At 70.8% G+C, this 21,042-nt stretch carries 23 protein-coding genes; 14 read left to right on the top strand and 9 right to left on the bottom strand.

The genetic code is table 11. The features are described from left to right. Window positions 1–20: 20 nt before the first annotated feature. Window positions 21–962 (bottom strand): DMT family transporter, encoded by a 942-nt coding sequence (locus tag E0493_RS17760; RefSeq protein WP_160938586.1) that lies wholly within the window; start codon window positions 960–962, stop codon window positions 21–23. A 506-nt stretch (window positions 963–1,468) separates the two neighbouring features. On the opposite strand from E0493_RS17760, the gene E0493_RS17765 reads away from it, so the two are divergent. From E0493_RS17765 to E0493_RS17795, 7 genes are all read left to right on the top strand, one after another. Further along, complete coding sequence (locus tag E0493_RS17765) at window positions 1,469–1,858, top strand: PH domain-containing protein (RefSeq protein ID WP_160938587.1); 390 nt, start codon at window positions 1,469–1,471, stop codon at window positions 1,856–1,858. 43 nt (window positions 1,859–1,901) lie between these two features. Next, window positions 1,902–2,156 carry a sulfurtransferase TusA family protein gene (locus E0493_RS17770; protein WP_160938588.1) on the top strand — a complete coding sequence of 85 codons (255 nt, stop codon included), beginning with the start codon at window positions 1,902–1,904 and terminating at the stop codon, window positions 2,154–2,156. Further along, on the top strand, window positions 2,153–3,082 hold the full coding sequence (locus E0493_RS17775) for a histone deacetylase family protein (protein ID WP_160938589.1): 930 nt from the start codon (window positions 2,153–2,155) through the stop codon (window positions 3,080–3,082). Before E0493_RS17770 ends, E0493_RS17775 begins: the two co-directional genes overlap by 4 nt. A 33-nt stretch (window positions 3,083–3,115) precedes the next feature. Then, window positions 3,116–3,370 (top strand): exodeoxyribonuclease VII small subunit, encoded by a 255-nt coding sequence (locus E0493_RS17780; protein WP_202397199.1) that lies wholly within the window; start codon window positions 3,116–3,118, stop codon window positions 3,368–3,370. Window positions 3,371–3,372: 2 nt separating this feature from the next. After that, entirely contained in the window at window positions 3,373–4,281 is a 909-nt protein-coding gene (locus tag E0493_RS17785) for a polyprenyl synthetase family protein (RefSeq protein WP_202397200.1), read from the top strand. Then, window positions 4,281–6,269 carry a 1-deoxy-D-xylulose-5-phosphate synthase gene (gene dxs, locus E0493_RS17790; RefSeq protein WP_160938590.1) on the top strand — a complete coding sequence of 663 codons (1,989 nt, stop codon included), beginning with the start codon at window positions 4,281–4,283 and terminating at the stop codon, window positions 6,267–6,269. Before E0493_RS17785 ends, dxs begins: the two co-directional genes overlap by 1 nt. A gap of 110 nt (window positions 6,270–6,379) precedes the next feature. Beyond that, window positions 6,380–7,120, top strand: a complete 741-nt coding sequence (locus E0493_RS17795) for a TlyA family RNA methyltransferase (RefSeq protein WP_160938591.1) — start codon at window positions 6,380–6,382, stop codon at window positions 7,118–7,120. A gap of 4 nt (window positions 7,121–7,124) precedes the next feature. Here the strand turns inward: E0493_RS17795 and E0493_RS17800 are convergent, their stop codons facing one another. The 8 genes from E0493_RS17800 to fabI all read right to left on the bottom strand — a co-directional run bounded on the left by E0493_RS17800 (window position 7,125) and on the right by fabI (window position 11,882). Then, the gene (locus E0493_RS17800) at window positions 7,125–7,271 is read right to left on the bottom strand and encodes a peptide chain release factor 1 (protein WP_160938592.1); all 147 of its coding nucleotides are present in this window, start codon (window positions 7,269–7,271) and stop codon (window positions 7,125–7,127) included. Between the two features lie 149 nt (window positions 7,272–7,420). Continuing rightward, on the bottom strand, window positions 7,421–8,620 hold the full coding sequence (locus E0493_RS17805) for a hypothetical protein (protein ID WP_160938593.1): 1,200 nt from the start codon (window positions 8,618–8,620) through the stop codon (window positions 7,421–7,423). A gap of 90 nt (window positions 8,621–8,710) precedes the next feature. Beyond that, entirely contained in the window at window positions 8,711–9,823 is a 1,113-nt protein-coding gene (gene aroC, locus E0493_RS17810) for a chorismate synthase (protein WP_160938594.1), read from the bottom strand. Window positions 9,824–9,979: 156 nt separating this feature from the next. Further along, window positions 9,980–10,219 (bottom strand): hypothetical protein, encoded by a 240-nt coding sequence (locus E0493_RS17815; RefSeq protein ID WP_235913854.1) that lies wholly within the window; start codon window positions 10,217–10,219, stop codon window positions 9,980–9,982. A gap of 28 nt (window positions 10,220–10,247) precedes the next feature. Beyond that, the gene (locus tag E0493_RS17820; protein ID WP_160938595.1) at window positions 10,248–10,469 is read right to left on the bottom strand and encodes a hypothetical protein; all 222 of its coding nucleotides are present in this window, start codon (window positions 10,467–10,469) and stop codon (window positions 10,248–10,250) included. 25 nt (window positions 10,470–10,494) lie between these two features. Further along, window positions 10,495–10,683: a hypothetical protein gene (locus E0493_RS17825; protein WP_160938596.1), complete on the bottom strand. Its 189-nt coding sequence runs from the start codon at window positions 10,681–10,683 to the stop codon at window positions 10,495–10,497. A gap of 34 nt (window positions 10,684–10,717) precedes the next feature. After that, window positions 10,718–10,942 carry a hypothetical protein gene (locus E0493_RS17830; protein WP_160938597.1) on the bottom strand — a complete coding sequence of 75 codons (225 nt, stop codon included), beginning with the start codon at window positions 10,940–10,942 and terminating at the stop codon, window positions 10,718–10,720. 103 nt (window positions 10,943–11,045) lie between these two features. After that, window positions 11,046–11,882 carry an enoyl-ACP reductase FabI gene (gene fabI, locus E0493_RS17835; protein WP_160938598.1) on the bottom strand — a complete coding sequence of 279 codons (837 nt, stop codon included), beginning with the start codon at window positions 11,880–11,882 and terminating at the stop codon, window positions 11,046–11,048. 106 nt (window positions 11,883–11,988) lie between these two features. Between fabI and pdxH the strand changes: the two genes are divergently transcribed. The 7 genes from pdxH (at window position 11,989) to E0493_RS17870 (ending at window position 20,604) form a co-directional block, all read left to right on the top strand. Beyond that, window positions 11,989–12,585, top strand: coding sequence for a pyridoxamine 5'-phosphate oxidase (gene pdxH / locus E0493_RS17840; RefSeq protein WP_160938599.1), 597 nt, complete (start codon window positions 11,989–11,991; stop codon window positions 12,583–12,585). Next, the gene (locus tag E0493_RS17845) at window positions 12,582–14,030 is read left to right on the top strand and encodes a bifunctional aminoglycoside phosphotransferase/ATP-binding protein (RefSeq protein WP_160938600.1); all 1,449 of its coding nucleotides are present in this window, start codon (window positions 12,582–12,584) and stop codon (window positions 14,028–14,030) included. The genes pdxH and E0493_RS17845 overlap by 4 nt, the downstream gene beginning before the upstream one ends. Before the next feature lie 156 nt (window positions 14,031–14,186). Further along, complete coding sequence (locus E0493_RS17850; RefSeq protein ID WP_160938601.1) at window positions 14,187–15,062, top strand: universal stress protein; 876 nt, start codon at window positions 14,187–14,189, stop codon at window positions 15,060–15,062. Between the two features lie 411 nt (window positions 15,063–15,473). Beyond that, entirely contained in the window at window positions 15,474–16,856 is a 1,383-nt protein-coding gene (locus E0493_RS17855) for a glycosyltransferase family 4 protein (RefSeq protein WP_160938602.1), read from the top strand. Beyond that, window positions 16,853–17,893 (top strand): hypothetical protein, encoded by a 1,041-nt coding sequence (locus E0493_RS17860; RefSeq protein ID WP_160938603.1) that lies wholly within the window; start codon window positions 16,853–16,855, stop codon window positions 17,891–17,893. Before E0493_RS17855 ends, E0493_RS17860 begins: the two co-directional genes overlap by 4 nt. Further along, entirely contained in the window at window positions 17,893–19,005 is a 1,113-nt protein-coding gene (locus tag E0493_RS17865) for a glycosyltransferase family protein (RefSeq protein ID WP_160938604.1), read from the top strand. Before E0493_RS17860 ends, E0493_RS17865 begins: the two co-directional genes overlap by 1 nt. A gap of 246 nt (window positions 19,006–19,251) precedes the next feature. After that, window positions 19,252–20,604, top strand: coding sequence for a hypothetical protein (locus E0493_RS17870; RefSeq protein ID WP_160938605.1), 1,353 nt, complete (start codon window positions 19,252–19,254; stop codon window positions 20,602–20,604). Window positions 20,605–21,042 lie beyond the last annotated feature (438 nt).

A 21,042-nucleotide genomic window follows, 5' to 3' on the forward strand; every position in this document is an offset into this window, starting at 1 on the left:
CGTGCCGCCGGCCCGGGCGTTCAGCCGCGGCGCAGCGCCAGCGTCACGCCGCTGAGCGTCAGCACCATGGAGACGATCTGGCGTGTCCCGAACGGCTCGCCCAGCAGGGCGGCGGCCGTCAGCGTGCCGAGCAGCGGGACCAGCAGCATCCCGGTCGAGGCGGCCGAGGGCGGCAGGCGGCGCAGCGCGCCGAACCAAGTCAGGTAGCAAACCCCCATCGGGAAGATGGTCATGTAGACCATGGCGCCCAGGCCGGCGGGCGTCAGGGCGCCGAGCTGCGGGCTCTCGAAGGCGACGCCGAGCAGGAACATGGGCAGGCAGCCCAGCCCGACCTGCCAGGCGGTGGAGGCGACCGGCGCCAGCGGCAGCGGCGCCCCGTTCAGCACGGTGCCGAGGGCGAAGAGCACCGCCGCCGCCAGCGCGAAGCTGACGCCCGGCAACTGCCCGCTTCCGGCCGCGAAGCTCTGGCCGCCGAGCAGCACGCTGATGCCCGCCACCCCGAGCAGCAGGGCCGCGACGCCGCGCCGGGTCGGGCGCGTGCCGAGCAGGGGCCAGGCGAAGATCGTCGCCCAGATCGGCATGGTATAGACCAGCAGCGCCCCCTCACCGACGCTGATCCACTTCATGCAGAGCGAGGAGAAGCCCATCCAGGCGAAGACGTTGGTGAAGGCCGCGCCGAGCAGCCGCGGCCATGCCTCGCGCGGCACGCGCAGGCTCTGCTTCATCAGCACCGCCACCAGGGCGAGGCCGATCGCCGCCACCACGCCGGCCAGCCCGCGCGAGAAGAGCGGCGGCCAGACCTGCAGCAGGAACTTCATGGCCACCCAGTTCAGCGCCCAGCCGCAGGCGGTCGCCAGCAGGCAGGCGATGCCGATGGTGCGCTCCGGGCGCCGCTCGGCGGGGGGAGGAGCGGGCAGGCTGCCGAGCTTTGCTTCCTCCACATGTGCCAGGCCGCGCGTCATGTCGGCAGGCCTTCCGGGTGCCGGGGCGGAATGGTGGGCATGGCCTTGCCTCCCTCCAGAAGATTGGTGCCGCTCCTGCCATGATGCGCCGGCGTCCGCTCCAGGGCGCGCAGGGTGCTTGCAAGGCCTTGCGGGACAGGCAAGCCGCCCCTGCAGCGCCTGGCCTGGCGGACTGCCGCCTTCCAGCGGGCTGAGCAGCAACGCTGCGATTCTGCCCCGCCGGCCCGGGATGCGCCAGCCCGCCGGTCTCCAGTCCCTGGACAAGGCCCTCAGCCAGGCATGGCGCGGCGGTGCGCAACCCGTATCCCGGCCTCGGGCGTCCGCGGCGGCGCAGGGGACCGGATCGGGGGGCCCGGCGCGCAGGCGGCCGGACAGCTTCATCCGGCAACCGCGCAGGCCGTGGGACTCGATCCCAATCAACCTGCAAGCTCCCGCGCCTTGGCCCCACCCTGGCGGCCCCCGCCTCGACCCGCCATATCGACGGGGAGGACAAAGGAGGACTGCGGATGCTGGGGAGGCTCCTGGGTGCGATCACCGGCGATGCCGGGCAGGTGGAGCCGAAGGATCTCGGCCCACGCTTCCTGGAGGCGCTGCTGCCGGGCGAGCAGGTGCTGGCGGCCTTCCGCACCGTGCGCGACGGCTTCGCGCTGACCGACTGGCGCATCATCCTGCTGGACCGCCAGGGCGTTACCGGCTCCAAGACCGAGGTGGTCAGCATCCCCTACAAGGCGATCTACCGCTTCTCCGTGGAGGCGGGAGGAACGGCCGACCTCGACGAGGAGTTGAAGGTCTGGGAGCGTGGCGGCGCCGAGCCCACCGCCTTCAGCTTCCGCCGCGGCACGGGCGCGGCCATGGCCGCGCAGCGGGTGCTGGCGGAGCGGGTTCGCGGCCCGTGAGCGGGCGCTTGCGCGCGGCCTCCGGTGGTGGTGCAGTCCTCCAATGAGTGAGACCACACTTGATGTGCAGGGACTGACCTGCCCCCTGCCGGTGCTGAAGGCCAACAAGGTGCTGCGCGGCCTGCCGCCCGGCGCCAGGCTGACCGTGCTGGCGACCGACCCCGCGAGCGTGAAGGATTTCCAGGCCTATAGCCGCGAGACCGGCCATGCGCTGGTCTCCTTCAGCGAAGTGGCGGGGCTCTACCGCTTCACCCTGCGGCGGCGCGAGGAGCCGGCAGCGGAGAAAACGCCCAGGTGACCGTCCTGCTGGTTTCGCACCACGCCTGCCTCGGGCATTCCAACGGTTCCGATCATCCGGAGTGCCCGGACCGGCTGCGCGCGGTGCTGGCCGCTCTCGAAGCGGAGGAATTCGCCCATCTGCTGCGGGAAGAGGCGCCGCGCGCCAGCCTGGAGCAGCTCTGCCGCGTGCATCCGGAGGGTTATGTGCGCGGCATTCTCGACATCCGTCCCCCCGAGGGCGAATGGGTGTCCCTTGATGGCGATACCGGCATGGCCGCCGGCAGCGCCGAGGCCGTCCTGCGGGCCGCCGGCGCCGGCGTGGCGGCGGTGGACGCCGTCTGCCGGGGCGAGGTTCGCCATGCCTTCTGCGCCGTGCGCCCGCCCGGGCACCATGCCGAGCCGCGCCGGCCGATGGGCTTCTGCCTGTTCGCCAACGCCGCGGTGGCGGCGCGGCACGCCCAGGCGGCGCATGGCGTCGCGCGCGTGGCCATCCTTGATTTCGACGTCCATCACGGCAACGGCAGCCAGGCCGTGGTGGAGCGCGACCCCAGCATCCTCTTCGCCTCCACCCACCAGTCGCCCTGCTATCCCGGCACGGGAGGGGAGAACGAGCGTGGCGTGGGCAACGTCTTCAACGTCCCGCTGCCGCCGGGCGCCACCGGCGAGGCCTTTCGTGCCGCCTGGGCCGAGCGCCTGTTGCCGGCGGTGGAGGACTTCGCGCCTGGACTGATCGTGATCTCCGCCGGCTTCGACGCCCATGCGCGCGATCCGCTGGCGCAACTCCGCCTGCGGGAATCGGATTTCGAATGGATCACGGCCGAAATCTGCCGCCTGGCCGAGCGCGCCTGCGGCGGCCGGGTCGTCTCCACGCTGGAAGGCGGCTATGATCTGGACGCGCTGGCGACTTCCGCCGCCAGCCATGTGCGCGCGCTGATGCACGCCTGACCTGCCGATACCCTGCTCCGAGGTTCCTGCCCCATGCCCGAGACGCCCCCCCTGACGGACGTCGCTTCCCTGTCCTTCGAGGCCGCCCTGGCGGAGCTGGATGCCATCGTTCGCAAGCTGGAGGGCGGCCAGGCGAAGCTGGAGGAGGCGATCGCCGACTACGAGCGTGGCGCCGCGCTGCGCCGACACTGCGAAGCCAAGCTGGCCGAGGCCGAGGGCAAGGTGCAGGCGATCGTCGCCGGGCCGGCCGGCGGGCCGGAAGGCGCCACGCTGCGCGACATGGCCTGACCATGCCGGAGACCCAGACCTCCCCGCTCGCCATGGCGCTCGGCGGCGCCGTGGCCGAGATCGAGCACGCGCTCGACACCCTGCTGCCGGCCGAGGAAGGGCCGGAGGCGCGGCTCTACGCCGCCATGCGCCACGCCGTGCTCGGCGGCGGCAAGCGGATGCGCGGCTTCCTGGTGCTGGAGGGCGCGGCGCAGTTCGGCGTCTCCCGCACCTCGGCGCTGCGCGTCGCCGCCGCCATCGAGATGCTGCACGCCTATTCGCTGGTGCATGACGACCTGCCGGCCATGGACAACGACGACCTGCGCCGCGGCAAGCCCACGGTCCACAAGGCCTATGACGAGGCCACCGCCATCCTGGCCGGCGACGCGCTGCAGGCGCATGCCTTCGCCGTGATGGCGCATGAGGACACCCATTCCGACCCCGCCGTGCGCGCCGAGTTGTGCCTGCGCCTGGCCCAGGCGGCCGGTCCGCGCGGCATGTGCGGAGGCCAGATGCTCGACATGCTGGCGGAGGAAGGGGAGGAGGATCCGAGCGAGGCCGCCATCGGCCGCCTCCAGCTCCTCAAGACCGGCAAGCTGATCGAGTTCGCCGCCGAGGCGGGTGCCATCCTCGGCAAGGCGCCGGGGCAGCAGCGGCATGCTCTCTGCGCCTATGGCCGCGAGCTGGGGGCCGCCTTCCAGATCGCCGACGACATCCTCGATGCCACCGCCAGCGCGGCGGAGACCGGCAAGCGCACCGGCAAGGACGCCGAGGCCGGCAAGGCCACGCTGGTGGGCCTGCTCGGGCTTGATCGCGCAAAGGTGCAGGCCGAAAGGCTCGCCGAGCAGGCGGCGGCGCATCTCGACAGTTTCGGTGAGCGCGCCGATCTGCTGCGAATGCTGGCTGCCTATACCATCAACCGGAGGTCCTGATGGCGACTCCCCCGAACCCCGCCCGGCTGCCTCCCAACCAGCCGCCGGCGACGCCGTTGCTGGACCGGGTGCGCGTCCCGGCGGACCTGAAGAACTTCTCGGCCGAGCAGCTGAAGCAGATCGCCGACGAGCTGCGCGCCGAGACCATCCACGCCGTCAGCCAGACCGGCGGGCATCTCGGCGCCTCGCTGGGCGTGGTGGAGCTGACGGTGGCCATCCACGCCGTGTTCGACACGCCCAAGGACCGGCTGCTCTGGGATGTCGGCCACCAGGCCTATCCGCACAAGATCCTGACCGGGCGGCGGGACCGCATCCGCACCCTGCGCCAGGGCGGTGGCCTTTCCGGCTTCACCCGCCGCTCCGAGAGCGAGTACGACCCGTTCGGCGCCGCGCATTCCTCCACCTCCATCTCGGCCGGGCTCGGCATGGCGGTGGCGCGTGACCTCAAGCGCCTCAGTGGGAAGAATGCGGCGGGATACCGGGACGACCGCAACGTCATCGCGGTGATCGGCGACGGCGCGATGAGCGCCGGCATGGCCTACGAGGCGATGAACAACGCCGGCGCCATGAAGTCCCGCCTGATCGTGGTGCTGAACGACAACGACATGTCGATCGCGCCGCCGGTCGGCGCCATGTCGGCCTACCTGTCGCGGCTGATCTCCTCGCGGCCCTTCCTGTCGCTGCGCGAGGTGATGGCCAAGGTCGCCCGCCGCTTCCCCGCGCCGCTGGAGCGCGCCGCCCGCCGCGCCGACGAGTTCGCCCGTGGCATGCTGACCGGCGGCACGCTGTTCGAGGAGCTGGGCTTCTACTATGTCGGCCCGATCGACGGGCACAACATGGACCACCTTCTGCCGCTGCTGCGCAACCTGCGCGACGCGGAGGAAGGCGCGCCCATCCTGCTGCACGTCGTCACCCGCAAGGGCAAGGGCTACGCCCCCGCCGAGGCGAGCGCCGACAAGTACCACGCCGTCAGCAAGTTCAACGTCGTCACGGGCGACCAGGCCAAGGCGCCGCCGGGGCCGCCGACCTATACCAAGGTCTTCGCGCAGTCGCTGATCGCCGAGGCGGAGCAGGACGACCGCATCGTCGCCGTCACCGCCGCCATGCCCTCGGGCACGGGGCTCGACGCCTTCGGCAAGCGCTTCCCGAAGCGCACCTTCGACGTCGGCATCGCCGAGCAGCACGCCGTCACCTTCGCCGCCGGCATGGCGACCGAGGGAATGAAGCCCTTCGTGGCCATCTACTCGACCTTCCTGCAGCGCGCCTATGACCAGGTGGTGCATGACGTGGCGCTGCAGAAGCTGCCCGTCCGCTTCGCGCTGGACCGCGCCGGGCTGGTCGGCGCCGACGGCGCCACCCATGCGGGCGCCTACGACATCGCCTATCTCGGCTGCCTGCCGGACATGGTGCTGATGGCCTCGGCCGACGAGCTGGAGCTGGCGCACATGGTCGCCACCGCCGCCGCGCATGATGCGGGGCCGGTCGCCCTGCGGTTTCCGCGCGGCGAGGGCTTCGGGCTGGAGCCGGTGCCGGCGCGCGGCACGGTGCTGGAGATCGGCAAGGGGCGGGTGCTGCGCGAGGGGAGCAAGGTCGCGATCCTCAGCTACGGCGCGCGGCTGCAGGAATGCCTCAGGGCCGCCGAGGATCTGGCCGCCCGCGGCCTTCCCTGCACCGTGGCCGACGCCCGCTTCGCCAAGCCGCTGGATACCGCCCTCGTCGAGCGGCTGGCGCGCGAGCACGAGGTGCTCATCACCATCGAGGAAGGCTCGGTCTGCGGCTTCGGCGCGCTGGTGATGCAGCACCTGGCCTGGAAGGGCGCCTTCGACACCGGGCTGAAGTTCCGGCCGATGACCCTGCCCGACGCCTTTATCGACCACGACAGCCCGAAGGCGCAGTACGAGACGGCCGGGCTCTCCGCGCGCTCGATCGTGGCGACGGCCTTGGCGACGCTCGGCGAGGCCGCGGGCCTTCAGCCGGCGCGCGCGTAAGCGCCAGGGGGCGCCGCCCCCTGGCGCGCCCGCCCCCTGGAACCCCTGCCGGGGGGATAGTATCCCCCCGGACCCCGCCTCACGTTGGGCGCGGTCCTGGAGCGGAAGACATGCCCAAGCAGCGTGCGGATGTGGCCCTGGTCGAACGGGGGCTGGTGGAGTCGCGGGCGAAGGCCCAGGCGCTGATCATGGCCGGGAAAGTGTTCTCCGAAACCAGGCGAGTGGAGAAGGCCGGGCAGCCGGTGGCGGAAGACACGCCGCTGGAGGTGAAGGGCCAGGAGCACCCCTGGGTCAGCCGCGGCGGCATGAAGCTGGCCCATGCGCTGGCGCATTTCGGCCTCTCGCCGGAGGAGCGTGTCGCGGTGGATGTCGGCGCCTCCACCGGCGGCTTCACCGACGTGCTGCTGCAGCGCGGGGCGGCAAAGGTCTATGCCGTGGATGTCGGCCACGGGCAGCTCGCCTGGAAACTGCGCAGCGACCCGCGCGTGGTGGTGCTGGAGCGCACCAACGCACGCCGCCTGGATGCCGCGCTGATCCCGGAGGCGCCCGGCGTGGTGGTCTGCGACGCCAGCTTCATCGGGCTTTCCACCGTGCTGCCGGCGGCGCTGGGGCTGGCCGCGCCCAACGCCTGGGCGGTGGCGCTGATCAAGCCGCAATTCGAGGCGGGGCCGGAGAATGTGGGCAAGGGCGGCGTCGTGCGTGACCCAGCCGTCCATGCCGAGGTCTGCGAGCGCGTGCGCGGCTGGTGGGCGGCGCTGCCGGGATGGACGGTGCTGGGACTCGAGCCCAGCCCGATCCTTGGCCCGGAGGGCAACCGGGAATTCCTGATTGCCGCCCGGCGCGAGGGCTGAAGCGTCAGACCGGCCGGGGCGCGGCCAGTTTGGAGGCGCCGGCGATCTCCTGCAGCAGCGACCAGACGCGATGAGGGTCCATCTGCACCTCGGGGTCGTTCAACAGCCGGTCAAGCTCCAGCAGCTTGGCTTCCATTTCACGCTCGGACATTGTGGGTCTCGTATGCGGCACAGAGGTTGTAAGAACCATGCAACGCAGCATGACGGAAAAAGTGGCAGGCGAACGACGAAAGTTTTTGGCGGAGCCTCAAAAGCCTTCACATTATCTTTAAAATTGATTTCGCGATCAGCCTCTTTGCGTCAGCACAGCGAAACAAGAGCGGGCTGAAGCGCCGCCAGCCTGGCCGCCGGATGAGCCTGGTTGCGGAAGCGCAACTCGCCCTGCTCGGCCGCATCGGGCGGCGCCATGCCAAACATCTCCATGCGGGTGGTGCAGCCGGCTGCGGCGATGTGCGCAGCCCGTGGCGTGGTGAAGAAGCGGCGCACCGCGCCCTCGACCTCCAGCGTCTCCCGCAGGCCGCGCCATTCCGGGCGCTCCACATCTTCCAGGAACACCGAGACGATGCCGGCACGGGTGCCGGAAAGGCGGCTTTCGGCGATGGCGTCGAGGCGCCGGACGATGGCGCCGGCGACCGCGTTCTCCCGCCCCGCCCGCGCCGCCATGACAAAGAGGCTGGCGCCGTTCGAGTCGGCGGTCACCGCCAGATGCGCATCCGGGCCGAACTGGCTGCGCAGCCGTTCCGGCAGGCCCTGGCCGGCGGCTTGCGCACCGGCCAGCATCAGCGGGTCGAGCTTCAGAATGGCGGCGGCGCTGGCGTCCTGCCGCTTGCGGTCGGCCAGCATGGCGCTGATCCGCTGCTGCAGCTCGGCGAGCTGCTCCGGCCCCTGGATGCCTTCGGGCAGGGTCATCTTGAGAAGGTAGCGGCCGGGGTGGGCGGCGAGCCAGGTCTGCAGGTCAGGGTTGATGCCGTCCATCAGCCGGCACCAGTCACCGCGCGGAACCAGCCGCCCTTCTTCGGCGGAAAGGGCTTCGCAGACCAGCTCCGCCTGCTCGCCCTGGCGTTCCAGCAACAGGTCGTAGGGCGTGTTCTCGGTCAGGCCGGTGAAACGGACGGTAAAGCCGCGCTCGCGCTGCCGCGAGGCCTCGCGCAGCAGGTGAAACAGCGGGATCAGGGTGGCCTCGCCCGTCAGCCCCTGCAGCAGGCGCTCGCGCAACCGGTCCCGGGAGTCGCGCGGAAGGGTGTCGGCCAGCGCCACCGCCTCGCGGGCCAGCGCCAGGACGATGCGCTCGGCGCGGCCGAGGCGCGGCGCCTGCCGCTGGCCGGCGAGGCGCGCCAGGATCAGCTCCAGCGCGTGCCGCTGCTGCGTTGCGCGCCCATGCCAGGATTGCGGGGTCGCACGCGCAGCCAGGTCGGCCATGCGGCGCTGCCAGGGCCTTTCCCCGGCCAGGGCAAGGAAGCCGCGGCAGGCATCGTTGGTGTCATCGACAGCGCGAAGCATGGAGGATCCTCCGCCAAACGGACGATCTCGCTATCCGAAGGGGTTCTTGATGGGTCAACCCGATGAGCGGATTTTACTCAGCAGCCGCAGTCACGCTTGGTTGCGTGGCAGCCGGGCCCTTTCCGGCGCATCCGGATTCTGGGCTCGGTGGCGCAGCAAATGATCGGCGAGCACGCAGGCCAGCATGGCCTCCCCGACCGGAACGGCGCGGATGCCAATGCAGGGATCGTGCCGCCCCTTGGTGAGAACCTCCACCTCCTGGCCGGAGCGGTCCACCGAGCGGCGTGGCGTCAGGATGGAGGAGGTGGGCTTCACCGCGAAACGGGCGACCACCGGCTGGCCGGTGGAGATGCCGCCCAGGATGCCGCCGGCACGGTTGGAGAGAAAGGCCACCTCGCCATCCGCGCCCATGCGCATCTCGTCGGCATTGGCCTCGCCATCCAGGGCCGCGCTCGCGAAGCCTTCGCCGATCTCGACGCCCTTTACCGCATTGATGCTCATCAGCGCGGCGGCGAGGTCGGCGTCGAGCTTGCCGTAGAGCGGCGCGCCAAGGCCGACCGGCACGCCCTCCGCCACCAGCTCCACCACGGCGCCGAGGCTGCTGCCGGCCTTGCGGGCGGCGGCAAGCTTCTCCTCCCAGACGGCCACGGCGCCGGGGTCGGGGCAGAAGAAGGGATTGCGCTCCACCTCGGCCCAGTCGAACCGGCTGCGCTCGATGCCGAGCGGCCCCATCGCGACCATGGCGCCGCGGATGGTCACGGTGCTGCCCAGCACCTTGCGGGCAATGGCGCCGGCGGCAACGCGCACCGCCGTTTCGCGCGCGCTGGAGCGGCCGCCGCCGCGATAGTCCCGCTGGCCGTACTTCAGGTGGTAGGTCAGGTCGGCATGGCCAGGGCGGAAGCGGTCCTTGATCTCGCCGTAGTCCTTGCTGCGCTGGTCCTGGTTCTCGATCAGCAGGGAGATCGGCGTGCCGGTGGTCAGGCCCTCAAAGACGCCGGACAGGATGCGAACCTGGTCCGGCTCCTGCCGCTGCGTGACGAACTTCGACTGGCCAGGCCGCCGCCGGTCCAGGAAGGGCTGGATGTCGGCCTCGGAGAGCGGGATGCCAGGCGGGCAGCCGTCCACCACCCCGCCGATTGCCGGCCCGTGGCTTTCGCCCCAGGAGGTGACGCGGAACAGGTGGCCGAAGCTGTTATGAGACATGGATGGGGCACCGGCGGCAGCGATCAGGGCCGGTGGTTATGCGGGCCGCTGGAGCAAACGCCAAGGGCCGATGCCGGAACGGCGCAGCCGCGGGGCAAGACGCCGCCCAAGCGGCGGAAGCGCGGGGGAAGCGGCGCCTCCCCCGGCAGGGGCAGCTCACCCCCCTGACTGCGGCGTCTTGCGGCGCCCGCCGGCAGGAAAGACGTCCACCGGCCCGCCCAGGGTCTGGGCGAGTTCATTCGTTTCGCCTGGCTGCACCTCCCCGGGCTGGATCGGCTGACGGATGGTGCCGCTGGCGGTTTCCTGCTGTTCCGCCTTCCCGAGATGCGACTTGCGGATGGTGCCGCTGTCGTCCGGGCTCATCGCGTCGCGGTTCTGCTTGTTGTCGTCGGCCATGAGGGTCTCCTTCCGGGCCGCTTCCGAATCAGGAGCGGCTGGTGGAATCGTGGGTGTGGTGGCTGTCCCGTTCGCCACCTCCGCCGGAGACGCGGCTCTCACGGCTGTTGGTCGCAGAACCGGGCACGGGCCCTTCCTGGGCGCCGCCGCCCTTGTGGCCGGTCGGGGCGGACTTGCCGGGATCCTGGCGGTTCTGGTGGCTGCTGCCGGGGCCGCCATGGCGGGCGGTGTCGGGGTTGTGCTCGGGCATGCTGCCGTCTCCTCTCCCGCGGGGCTCAGCGGTCCTGCTGGTAGCCCTGATTGGTGGTGTTCTGCTTGATGTCGGCGCTGCGGCCCTGGTTCTGCGGGATGTTGTTCTGCGGCCGGGCCTCGCGCTCCGCCTTGTCGGCCGCGTTCTCGGTCTTCCCGCCTGGGCCCTTGGGCTGGTTCTCAGGGGGCACGGGGGGCATGTGCGCCTTGCTCATGGCTGTCTCCTGATCCGAAGGGTGGCGCGCAGCGTCAGCGGGCGTTCCGGGCCGCGGCTTCCGCGCGCTCCATGCGCTCGTCCTGCTCGGCCTGCCTGGCCGCCTCGGCGGCCGCTCGCTCCGAGCCGCCCTCGTCGCGCCGCTTCGCCGCGGCGGCATCGCCTTCAGCGCCGGCGGACGCGGCGCCGGTGCCTGCGCCGGAAGCGGGCGTCGTTCCATGCGCCGCGGGTGGCAGCGGCGGTTGCTCATGCTGGCTCATGCGCGCCTTCCCTCGCGCGGCCCCGATTGGCCGCACGGGAAAGGAACGGCGGGGAAGGGGGGAGGTTGCCGCGCCGCGCGGATGCCGCGGCGCGGAAGCCGGCTCAGACGGTGGCGATGTCCGGCGCGTCCACGGCCTTCATGCCGACGATGTGGTAGCCGCTGTCCACGTGCAGCACCTCGCCGGTGACGCCGGAGCCGAGGTCGGAGAGCAGGAACACGCCGGCGCCGCCCACATCCTCAATGGTGGTGTTGCGCTTCATCGGCGCGTTGTACTGGTTCCACTTCAGGATGTAGCGGAAGTCGCCGATGCCGCTGGCGGCCAGCGTCTTGATCGGGCCGGCGCTGATGGCGTTCACCCGGATGTTCTCCGCGCCCACATCGGCGGCCATGTAGCGCACCGAGGCCTCCAGCGCCGCCTTGGCCACGCCCATGACGTTGTAGTGCGGCATCACCCGCTCGGCGCCGAGATAGGAGAGGGTGAGCAGGCTGCCGCCCTCCGGCATCAGCGCCACCGCCCGGCGGCTGACCGAGGCGAAGGAGAAGCAGGAGACGTCCATCGCCTGCAGGAAGGCCTCGCGGGGCGTGTCCATGTAGCGGCCGCGGAGATACTGCTTGTCGGCGAAGGCGATGGCGTGGACCAGGAAGTCCAGCCTGCCCCAGCGGCTCTCCAGCGCGGCGAAGACGGCGTCGATGCTGGCCTCGTCGGTCACGTCGCAGGGCAGCACCAGGTCGCTGCCGACGCTGGCGGCCAGCGGGCGGACGCGCTTCTCCAGCGCCTCGCCCTGGAAGGTGAAGGCCAGTTCGGCGCCCTGCGCGGCGGCGGCGCGGGCGATGCCCCAGGCGATGGACTTGTCGTTGGCCACGCCCATGATCAGGCCGCGCTTGCCGGCCATCAGCGTGCCGGCGGCAGGGGTCGCGTGCGGGGCGTCAGCTTCCATCGTGAGGCAGAACCGTCTTCGTCAGGGTTGGCGGGGCTGGGAGATCCCCGTTGCAAGGGTCAGGCCGTGGTGGCACACCGCCTTCGCCTGGGCAAGGGGGAGCCGCATGTCCGCGCCTGATGCATCCACTGATCCGTTCACACTGTTCCGCGCCTGGCTGGCCGAGGCCGAGACGAGCGAGCCCAATGACCCCAACGCCATGTGCCTGGCCACCACCACGGCGGACGGCTTTCCTTCCGCCCGCATGGTGCTGTTGAAGGGGCTGGACACGCGCGGCTTCGTGTTCTTCACCAACCGCGAGAGCCGAAAGGGGGGCGAGCTGCTGGCCAATCCCCGCGCGGCGCTGCTGTTCCACTGGAAATCGCTGCGCCGGCAGGTGCGGGTGGAAGGCGTGGTGGAGCAGGTGACGGAGGCGGAATCCGACGCCTACTACGCCACCCGCCCCCGCCTCTCGCGCCTCGGCGCCTGGGCTTCGCAGCAGTCCCGCCCGCTCGCGGGGCGCAGCGAGCTGGAGGCCGCGCTGAGCACGGCAGAGTCGCGCTTCCCCGGCGAGGAGATCCCGCGGCCGCCCTACTGGGGCGGCTTCCGGGTGCTGCCGGCGCATTTCGAGTTCTGGCAGGACATGCCCTTCCGACTGCATGACCGCCGGCTGTTCCATGCCCACCCCGGCGGCGGCTGGCGCACCGAGACGCTTTTTCCTTGAGCATTCCGGCAGGGCAGCAGGAGGCCGCCGCCCTGCTGTCCCGCCTGACAGGGGGCGCGGCGCCGGTGGAGACGCACATCTCCGCCGTGTTCGTCGGCCCGGACCGGGTGTTCAAGCTGAAGAAGGCGGTGGCCCTTGCCTTCCTGGACTTCACCCGGCTGCCGGACCGCGAGCGCTTTTGCCGGCGCGAGCTGGCATTGAACGCGCCGGCGGCGCCGGGCCTCTACCGCGCCGTGCACCCTCTCACCCGCGGCCCGGACGGCGCGCTGCGCCTCGGTGGGGAAGGGCCGGCGGAGGAATGGGCGGTGGAGATGGCCCCGCTTCCGCCAGCGAGCTTCCTTGATGCCGTCGCCGCGCGCGGCGAGCTTGGCCCGGCCCTGCAGGACGCGCTGGCCGATGCGGTGGCGGCGCAGCACGACGCGCTGGCGCCGGTCGCCGGCTGGGGCGTCAACCGGGCGCTGCGGGACGTGATCACCGGCGCGGCCGAGGCGGCACACGAGGCCGGCCTGCCGCCGGCGCGCATCGATGCCTGGGCAGCGGAGGCGCTGGCGCGGCTCGCGGCCTCGGCGCCCGCCCTGGCGGCACGGGCCGGGGCCGGCTGCGTGCGCCGCTGCCATGGCGACCTGCATCTCGGCAACCTCGTGATCTGGCAGGGGCGTCCGGTGCCCTTCGACGCGCTGGAGTTCGACGAGGCGCTGGCCACCGTGGATACCGGCTACGACCTGGCCTTCCTGCTGGCCGATCTCGACCTCAATGTCGGCCGTGCGGCGGCCGGCCGGGTGCTGAGCCGCTACGTCGCGCGACGCGACGACGCCGGGCTTGTGGCGGGGCTGCCGCTGTGGCTGTCGCTCCGCAGCCTGATCCGCGCGCATGTGCTGCAGCGCGTCGGGCGGGATGGGCTGCCCTGGCTGGCCGCCGCCGAGGCGGCGCTGCACCCGCCGCCGGCCCGCCTGGTGGCGGTGGGCGGCCTGCCCGGCTGCGGCAAGTCCTTCTGGGCGCGGCGCTGGGCGCCCGGGCTGGGAGGGGCGCCCGGCGCGCTGGTCCTGCGCAGCGATGAGATCCGCAAGCGCCAGCACGGCGTGGCGCCGGAGGTGCGGCTGCCCTCCGCCGCCTATTCCGCCGCCGCCACGGAGGCCACCTACGCGGCGCTTTTCGCCGAGGCGGAGAAGGCCATCCGGGCTGGCCATTGCGTGATCGCCGACGCCGCCTTCCCGGAGCCGGCGCAGCGCGCCGGCATCGCCGCCGCCGCAGCGCGGGCTGGCGTGCCGTTCCAGGGGATCTGGCTGGAGGCGCCGATGCCGCTGCTGCGGGAGCGGATCGCCGCCCGCCGGGGCGATGTCTCCGACGCCGACCTCGCCGTGCTGGAGCAGGCGGCGCGGCGTGACCCGGGACCGCTCGACTGGCGCAGGCTGGACGTGGCCGCCGAGATGCCAAACGAGATTTAACGAGCGGGCGGCAGGGCGGAGGCTCTAGCCTGTTGCCCTCGGCCGGCCCGGCAGGACGAAGCGGAACATCTTGGGCTTGGCCGTGTTAGACCCTGGCCGTGTACAATGGGTGGCGCCCCGGCCCGGAGCGCCGGACTGGAGAGAGGAGACCGAGCCATGGCCTACCGCCGGCTGTTGTTGCCACTGACCGGAACCGCCGCCGGCGAGGCGGCGCTGCACACCGCCCTGATGGTGGCCCGCACCTGGAACGCGCATGTGCATTGCCTGCACGTGCGGGTGGACGCCCGCGACGTGGCGCCCTTGGCCGGCGAGGGCCTCTCGGGCGCCATGATCGAGGAGATGATGGCCGCCACCGAGCGCGAGAGCGGCGAGCGCGCCAACCGCGTGCGCAGCCTGTTCGAGCGCTTCGTGCAGGGGCGGGACGTCACCATCGCCCTCTCCGCCGAGACGGCGGCGAAGACCGAGGGGCCGACGCTTTCCTTTGAATCCATCGCGGGGCGGGAGGAGGACGTCGTCGCGCAGCAGTCGCGCCTCTATGACATGGCGGTGGTGCCGCACCCCGAAGCGGGCGAGGACGTTTCCTCCTCCGACGCGCTGCATGCCGTGCTGTTCGACTCCGGCCGCCCGGTGCTGATCGCGCCGCGCGAGGTGCCGGAAACCATCGGTACCCGCGTGTGCTGCGCCTGGAACGGAACGGCGGAAAGCGCGGCCGCCGTGGCGGCGGCGTTGCCCTGGCTGCACCATGCCGAAGCCGTGCGCGTCCTGCACAGCGAGGACTACCAGCGGCGCGGCCCGAACGCCGAGGGGCTGCGGGCCTATCTGCGCTGGCACGGCATCACGGCCGAGGCGGTGGCCTTCAAACCGCAGACGCGCGAAGTGGGCGCCGGGCTGCTCGGCGCGGCGCGCGACTTCAACGCCGACCTGCTCTGCATGGGCGCCTACAGCCATTCGCGCCTGCGCCAGCTCATCCTGGGCGGCGTGACACGGCATGTGCTGGAGAACGCGGAACTGCCCGTGCTGATGTGCCGGTGAACTGAACCGGCTGCGCAGGCGGCGGAGCATGCGGCGGAGCATCGGGCGATGCCTCCGCCGCGGCTTTCGAGTGTTACGTCTGCAGGGTTGCAGCGTCTCACGAAGACCCAACTTGCGAGTGCAGACCATGTTGCGCTGCGATCAAGTTCATGTCATTTTCCGGCGTGCTCTAGCGGTCTAGGGCGGGCAAGCTGCGCAGGCGTTGCAGCCGCTTGTCGTGCCTGCTGCGCTGCGTAGTCGGGAGGGGTCGTGACCGATCGGCGTTCGCCTTTGAATGTGTTCACGCCTCTTCCGCCGGAAAAGAACGGGATCGCGGACTACTCCAGCATCCTTCTGGAAGAGCTCAGGTCACTCTACGATTGCACGGTCCTTTGTGACGATTGTGGTGCAATCGCGCCGCCCGGCGTGGGCGTGCGGGATCAGGCGCAGGCCTTCCGCTGGATCGCTCCGGAAAGCCGTGTGCTGCACCAGATCGGCAACAATCGCGGGCACCTGTTCGTGCTGGAGGCGCTGCGCCTGTTTCCGGGCGTGGTGACGATCCACGACATCGGCCTGTTCTACCTCTACGAGCTGGAAGCGCGCGGCATCGACCCGATGCTGGCGCAGATGATGCACTCTTCGCCGCGCCTCGCCGCAGTCTACGGGCGGCACTGGAAGCGGATGGGCATGAAGACGGCGGCCAACTACGCGCTCTTCGACATGCAGCGCGAGCTGCTCGCCCGCTCGACCGGCGTGATCGTCCATTCGCATTTCGCCAAGGCGAAGCTGCAAGCCCTCTATGGGGCGGAGGCGACGCGTCATGTCTCGGTCATCCCCCATTTCGCGCCGCCGGCGGAAATGCCGGAGCGGGCGGTCGCGCGCCAGAAGCTTGGCCTGCCGGCCGACGCCTTCATTGTCGCGACGTCGGGCTTCGCGACGCGCGCCAAGCGGTTCGACTGGATGATGGAGGCGCTGGAGCAGGTCCTGGCCGAGGGGGTGGAGCTCATCTGGATCCATGCCGGCGAGGAGCGGCCGCATGAATACGACGTGTCCTCGCAGCTGGAGCGCTATCCGCTGTTGCGCGAGCGGACGCGCATCACCGGCTACGTCGATGAGGACGCGCTCAACGCGTACATCTCCGCCTGCGACCTGCTGCTCAACCTGCGCTTCCCCTCGGTCGGCGAAAGCTCCGGCACCCTTGCCCGCGCCCTTGCCGCGGGGCGCTGCTGCGTCGTCAGCGACACGGCGGCCTATCGCGAGCTGCCGCGCGAGGCGGTCGTGCATCTTCCGGTGCTCGACCAGGTGCGGTCCCTGGCCTGCGCGGTGAGTGCCCTCCACCGGGACCGCGAGCTGCTGCATGCCTTTGGCGCGAATGCCCGCCGCTACGCGGAAACGGAGCTGAACATCGCGAGCGTCGCCCGCCGGTACCGCGATGTCATCGAGGAGAGCCAGGGGCGCGCGGTGGCGCGGCCGGGCCTCCTGCCGCCGCGGGCCAAGACGAACTCGGTGCTGGTGCTCGATGGGGGGGCGGATTTGTCGCCGCAACGCCTGGCCGCGGCCCTCGGCGAGGTGACCGGCTCCTGCTCCCTGCTGCTGAAGTTCTCCAGCATGCAGGAGATCATCGCGTCCAGCCTTGGAGACGCGCCGCTGCTGGCCCGGTTGCTGCCCGAGCATGTCGCGCTGGCGGATGTGCGCATCCTGGCCCCGGAGGATGCGGCGAATTCGAACGATCCGTCGCAGGATGTGCTGCCGCCCGAGCTTGCAGGGCGTGGCGGCATCCTGCTGCGCCTGGAAGTGGCGGGAAGCGCGGCATGAGCGAGGCTGCCGGCGTTGCTCCGCCTGGGCCGACCGGCGTTCCGGCCGCCCAGATGAGCCGGGTGATGGGGACATGGCTGGCACGGGCGATCGGGCCCGTCGCGCTGCTGGATCTCTCCTTCCCGGCGCTCAACCTGATGGGCGCGTTCCGGGATGGCCTGCCCGGCCTGTCCGACGTCTCCGCCATGCCGGCTGCGGCGGGAGCGTTCTTCCGGCGGTTCCGCATCGCGGGCGGCAGGCACCCGCTGTTTGGGCTTGGATCGGCGGAGGATGCCGCCATCCTTGCGGATGACCGCTCCATCTGGTCCGCCGGAGGGCGGCAGCGCCTGGCCTATGCCGAAGCGCCTGTCCACCCGGGGATCCTGCGGCAGCTGCGCGAGGCGGAGAGCTGGCTGCTGTTGCGCGACCCCGGCGCGGCGATGCTGGCTGCGCCGGAACTTTCGGAGCTCGACGCGCTGCGGCTGCGGCTGTGCCTCGGCGAGCACGCGGCCGAGCACGTCCTGCTGCTGCCCGCGCGGGAGGCCGCGGGCGTGCGGCATGGTCTTGCCGAGGCGGCCCGCCAGCTCGGCCTCCTTGAGGGTGATCCGGAGGATCGGCCGGGCGCCCTGGAGCTGCGGGTCCAGCCGCCGCCGCCGGGCGTGCATCTGCTGGCGGAGGTCCCGGCCGCCGCGCTGATCCACGACGGTGCCTACCGCAGCGAGGCGGATGGCGGCTACACCTGGGTGTGGACCGGGCCGGCCCGCCACTTCCGCATGGCGCTGGGCGGCCTGCCGGCCGGAGCGGGCTGGATCAAGGTGGCCGTGATCGGCGTCGGCAAGGCCTCTCAGCTGGACAGGCTGGTGGCAACGCTTAACGGGGTTCCGGTGCCACACAGGCTTGAGCGCTGGTCGGAAACCAGCGCGGCGGTGATCGTCGACCTGCCGGACCCGCTTCCGGGCAGCCTGCTCCTCGGTCTGGCGGTTCCGGAAACCATGCAGGAGCCCGAGGGCAGCCGGCGCCTCGGCCTTTGCGTCCATAAGATCGAGATATTCGCCTGATGCGGCCGCCGCGGATCCTGGTTGTCTCGCCGATTCCGTCGCACCCGGCGGATCAGGGCAATTCCGCCCGCATCCAGGCCATGGGCCACCAGCTGAAGCAGCGTGGCGCGGTCGCGGACTTCTTCTATTACGGAATGGAGGGCCTTTCGGAAGATCAGCGGGGCAGCATGTCCGCCTTCTGGAACCGGCTCCATTTCATGCCTTCGCTGCCGCTGGCGCGGGCCAGCTTCGCCGAGCACTGGGGACTGGACGACTGGTGCCCGGAAGACCTCGTGGAGGCGGTGCGCGCCCTCCACAAGGCGCAGCGCTATGACGCCGTCATCGTCAACTATGTCTGGATGTCGCGCATCCTGGCCGGCATCGAAGGCGCGGTGCGGGTGCTCGACACGCATGACCTGTTCGGCGACCGCCATCGCGTGGCGGAGCAGAACGGGCTCGATCCGCGCTGGTTCTTCACTTCGCGGGCCGAGGAGGACCGTGGCTTCGCGCGGGCGGATGTGGTGATCGGCATCCAGGAGGAGGAGGCGGCGATCATCGGCGGCCGCTTCGGCGGAACGGTGCTGACCGTCGGCCATCCGATGCTCCCTTACTTCCTCACCACGGCCATCGACCCGGAGCCGCCCCTCACCTTCGGCTATCTGGGCAGCGCGAATCCCTGGAACCTGCGGTCCGTCGCCAGGCTGGACGAGACGATCGGGCAGGATGGCGGGATCGGCTGGGCGCTGGCGGGCACCATCCTCCGGCGCAACCTGACGCTGGCTTCAAATCCGGTGCGGCTGGGCGTGCTGCCGACCGTTGACCTGTTCTACCAGAAGGTCCGCTGCGTGCTGAACCCGATGCTGGGCGGCACTGGGCTGAAGATCAAAACGGTCGAGGCGCTGGCCTATGGCCGGGCGGCGATCGGCACGCGGGACGCCTTTGTGGGCCTGCCGACCCGCCACCCGGCGCATCAGCTGGAGACCATCGAGGAGATGGTGCAGGTCATGCGGGAGTTCCAGACGGATGCGCTGCTGCGCCAGGAACTGCTTGCCGCATCCCGCGGCCTGTACCTTCAGTACCTTGCCAAGGTGGGGCGGGAGTATGACCGCCTCGTCCGCTGTTGCGCGGCCTGAGCTTGGCGCCCGCCGCGGCGGTTCCCGGAGGGCGGTCCGGGCCAGTGCCGGATCCTGCGCTCCGCCCGGACGCCGGTTGTTGCCGTGAACCTGCCGGAAACATCTTGTGCATCAGCGGCATGAGTTGGCAGAACATCCATGCTGCCGTTCAAGGCGAAACCGGAGAACGTTACTTCCATGCTGGCCTCGCTCCCCGAGCGCCCTGGATGCCCCGGAATCCGGCGTGCGGTTTGAGAACTGGAAACGATGACAGAACGTCCTGAGGCCGAACCGATCTTCACGCCGGCGGGCAGCTCCTTCCAGCGGATCCTGCTCCGCTGCACCAGGGACTGCGAAGTGGACGACGAGGTGCATGCCTATGTGCAGGGAATCAAGGTCGGCCAGGTGAGGTTGCAGGGGAGCTTCGCGGTGGGCGACAAGGTCGGCGTTCCGGTGCACCGCCTGCCGCTGGTTGACCTGCCGGCGGCGGTCCGGCTTGCGGGTTCGCCCGAGATCACGGGCGATGCGGAGGCGCTGGTGCTCCGGTCGCCCGATACCGCGGTGGCGCTGGTCGGCGCCGGGGAGTTGAAGGTGGATGGCCTTGAGCTCAGTCAAGGCATGCTGCGTGGCTTTGCCGTCAACCGCGTGAACGGGCTCTACACGCCCGTGCTGTTCGCGCGCCTCAACGGCCTGCTGGTGCGGCCGGTCTCCGTCGAGCGGCCCCGGCTGCTGGATGACGGCGGCTGTTCCTTCGCCTTCGCCGTGCAGCTTTACCCGGCCGATATGGGGGAAAGCGGCTTTTCGGCGGAGATCTTCGCCGCCGGCAGCGAGGCGCCGATCGCGACCTTTCAGTACGCCCGCAGCGACGGCGACGATCTTCTGAAGCGGATCCTGACGCTGGAGAGCCAACTGGCGCAGGTCCGCCAGATGGCCAGCCTGCAGATCGCCTCCCTGACCACGGAGTTCCGGACCCGCCTGGAGGCGCAGCAGGAGCGGATCGATGCCTTCATCGATTATGCCAGCTGCCTGATGTTCGACCAGTTGGCTGTTGAGCCGGTATCGGAGGCAACAGGCCTGCAGCTTGAGGCGGACGAGGGCATGCGGCAGCGCCTCGCGGAGTTCCGCCGCCTGATTGCCGCAGCGCCGGGAGAAACGGCGAAAGGAGCCCGGAATCCGGCTTCCCTGCCACGCGAGGTCCAGCTCGAATTGCGCAGCGAGGCCTTCAACTTCGGTTGGCACGACGTGGAGGTTGACCAGGCCGGCGAGTTCCGCTGGATGGGCCAGAGCGGCATCATCCTGAACCCGGCGCCCGCACGCCGCTCGGCGCGGGTGGCGCTCTCCCTGCGGCATGTCTTCAAGGTGGGCACGCCGCTGCTCCGGGTGTTCCTGGACGGTCAGGAAGTGGATGCGAGGATCAGCCCGGCGACGGCGCCGGACGCCTATACGGTCGAGATCCTCCGGGCGACGGATGAGCCTTCCCTGCCACCCTTCCAGACGCTGAGGCTCGACAGCTTCGTGGCGGGAAGCCCGGTCGAGGAAGGAATGGGCAGCATGGATCACCGCATCCTTTCGGTGGCCGTCTCGGCCGTCCATTTCGAGTACCTTGACGGCGCGAACTGAGATCTGCGCCGGAGTTCTTGCGCAGTCGCGATTTCGCTGACGCCACGAAGTTGGCCGCCGTACGCGGCAAGGCTGCCTTCCATGCTTCCGAAGGGCGCGTCTTGCGCGGCAACTGGCGCGTCGCGCGTCTCCTTCCCCGCTTTGTTCCGCGGCAGCTTTCTCCGCTGCCGAAGTTGCGTGCTGTGCGCGCGAAGGAATCCGCCGCAAGAGAATCCGGAACTGTTCGCCTGTTCTCGCCCTTGTCTCGATAAGGGCCCCTGGAGGCGGAATTTAGACTGCGCGGACCTTGCACGAGCGCCAAACTCCTGTGGGCTTCCCGCTCCTTCGCTGCTGCGAGCACTATTCAGAGGCGAAAAAAATGTGTAAGCCTCGCCTCACATTTCCGAGTGGGGCTGCCGCATGAAAATTACCATGATCGGTGCCGGCTATGTTGGGCTG

It is taken from the genome of Teichococcus coralli (assembly GCF_009829925.1).
Classification (GTDB): domain Bacteria; phylum Pseudomonadota; class Alphaproteobacteria; order Acetobacterales; family Acetobacteraceae; genus Pseudoroseomonas; species Pseudoroseomonas coralli.

Excerpts from the sequence above, each read along its gene's own strand:
- E0493_RS17805 (WP_160938593.1), bottom strand. The coding sequence starts at position 8,620 with ATGCTTCGCGCTGTCGATGACACCAACGATGCCTGCCGCGGCTTCCTT.
- E0493_RS17815 (WP_235913854.1), bottom strand. The coding sequence starts at position 10,219 with ATGGCCGACGACAACAAGCAGAACCGCGACGCGATGAGCCCGGACGAC.
- E0493_RS17800 (WP_160938592.1), bottom strand. The coding sequence starts at position 7,271 with ATGTCCGAGCGTGAAATGGAAGCCAAGCTGCTGGAGCTTGACCGGCTG.
- E0493_RS17785 (WP_202397200.1), top strand. The coding sequence starts at position 3,373 with ATGCCGGAGACCCAGACCTCCCCGCTCGCCATGGCGCTCGGCGGCGCC.
- E0493_RS17765 (WP_160938587.1), top strand. The coding sequence starts at position 1,469 with ATGCTGGGGAGGCTCCTGGGTGCGATCACCGGCGATGCCGGGCAGGTG.
- E0493_RS17830 (WP_160938597.1), bottom strand. The coding sequence starts at position 10,942 with ATGAGCCAGCATGAGCAACCGCCGCTGCCACCCGCGGCGCATGGAACG.
- pdxH (WP_160938599.1), top strand. The coding sequence starts at position 11,989 with ATGTCCGCGCCTGATGCATCCACTGATCCGTTCACACTGTTCCGCGCC.
- E0493_RS17820 (WP_160938595.1), bottom strand. The coding sequence starts at position 10,469 with ATGCCCGAGCACAACCCCGACACCGCCCGCCATGGCGGCCCCGGCAGC.
- E0493_RS17760 (WP_160938586.1), bottom strand. The coding sequence starts at position 962 with ATGACGCGCGGCCTGGCACATGTGGAGGAAGCAAAGCTCGGCAGCCTG.
- E0493_RS17870 (WP_160938605.1), top strand. The coding sequence starts at position 19,252 with ATGACAGAACGTCCTGAGGCCGAACCGATCTTCACGCCGGCGGGCAGC.
- E0493_RS17770 (WP_160938588.1), top strand. The coding sequence starts at position 1,902 with ATGAGTGAGACCACACTTGATGTGCAGGGACTGACCTGCCCCCTGCCG.
- E0493_RS17865 (WP_160938604.1), top strand. The coding sequence starts at position 17,893 with ATGCGGCCGCCGCGGATCCTGGTTGTCTCGCCGATTCCGTCGCACCCG.
- fabI (WP_160938598.1), bottom strand. The coding sequence starts at position 11,882 with ATGGAAGCTGACGCCCCGCACGCGACCCCTGCCGCCGGCACGCTGATG.
- E0493_RS17780 (WP_202397199.1), top strand. The coding sequence starts at position 3,116 with ATGCCCGAGACGCCCCCCCTGACGGACGTCGCTTCCCTGTCCTTCGAG.
- E0493_RS17850 (WP_160938601.1), top strand. The coding sequence starts at position 14,187 with ATGGCCTACCGCCGGCTGTTGTTGCCACTGACCGGAACCGCCGCCGGC.
- aroC (WP_160938594.1), bottom strand. The coding sequence starts at position 9,823 with ATGTCTCATAACAGCTTCGGCCACCTGTTCCGCGTCACCTCCTGGGGC.
- dxs (WP_160938590.1), top strand. The coding sequence starts at position 4,281 with ATGGCGACTCCCCCGAACCCCGCCCGGCTGCCTCCCAACCAGCCGCCG.
- E0493_RS17795 (WP_160938591.1), top strand. The coding sequence starts at position 6,380 with ATGCCCAAGCAGCGTGCGGATGTGGCCCTGGTCGAACGGGGGCTGGTG.
- E0493_RS17825 (WP_160938596.1), bottom strand. The coding sequence starts at position 10,683 with ATGAGCAAGGCGCACATGCCCCCCGTGCCCCCTGAGAACCAGCCCAAG.
- E0493_RS17860 (WP_160938603.1), top strand. The coding sequence starts at position 16,853 with ATGAGCGAGGCTGCCGGCGTTGCTCCGCCTGGGCCGACCGGCGTTCCG.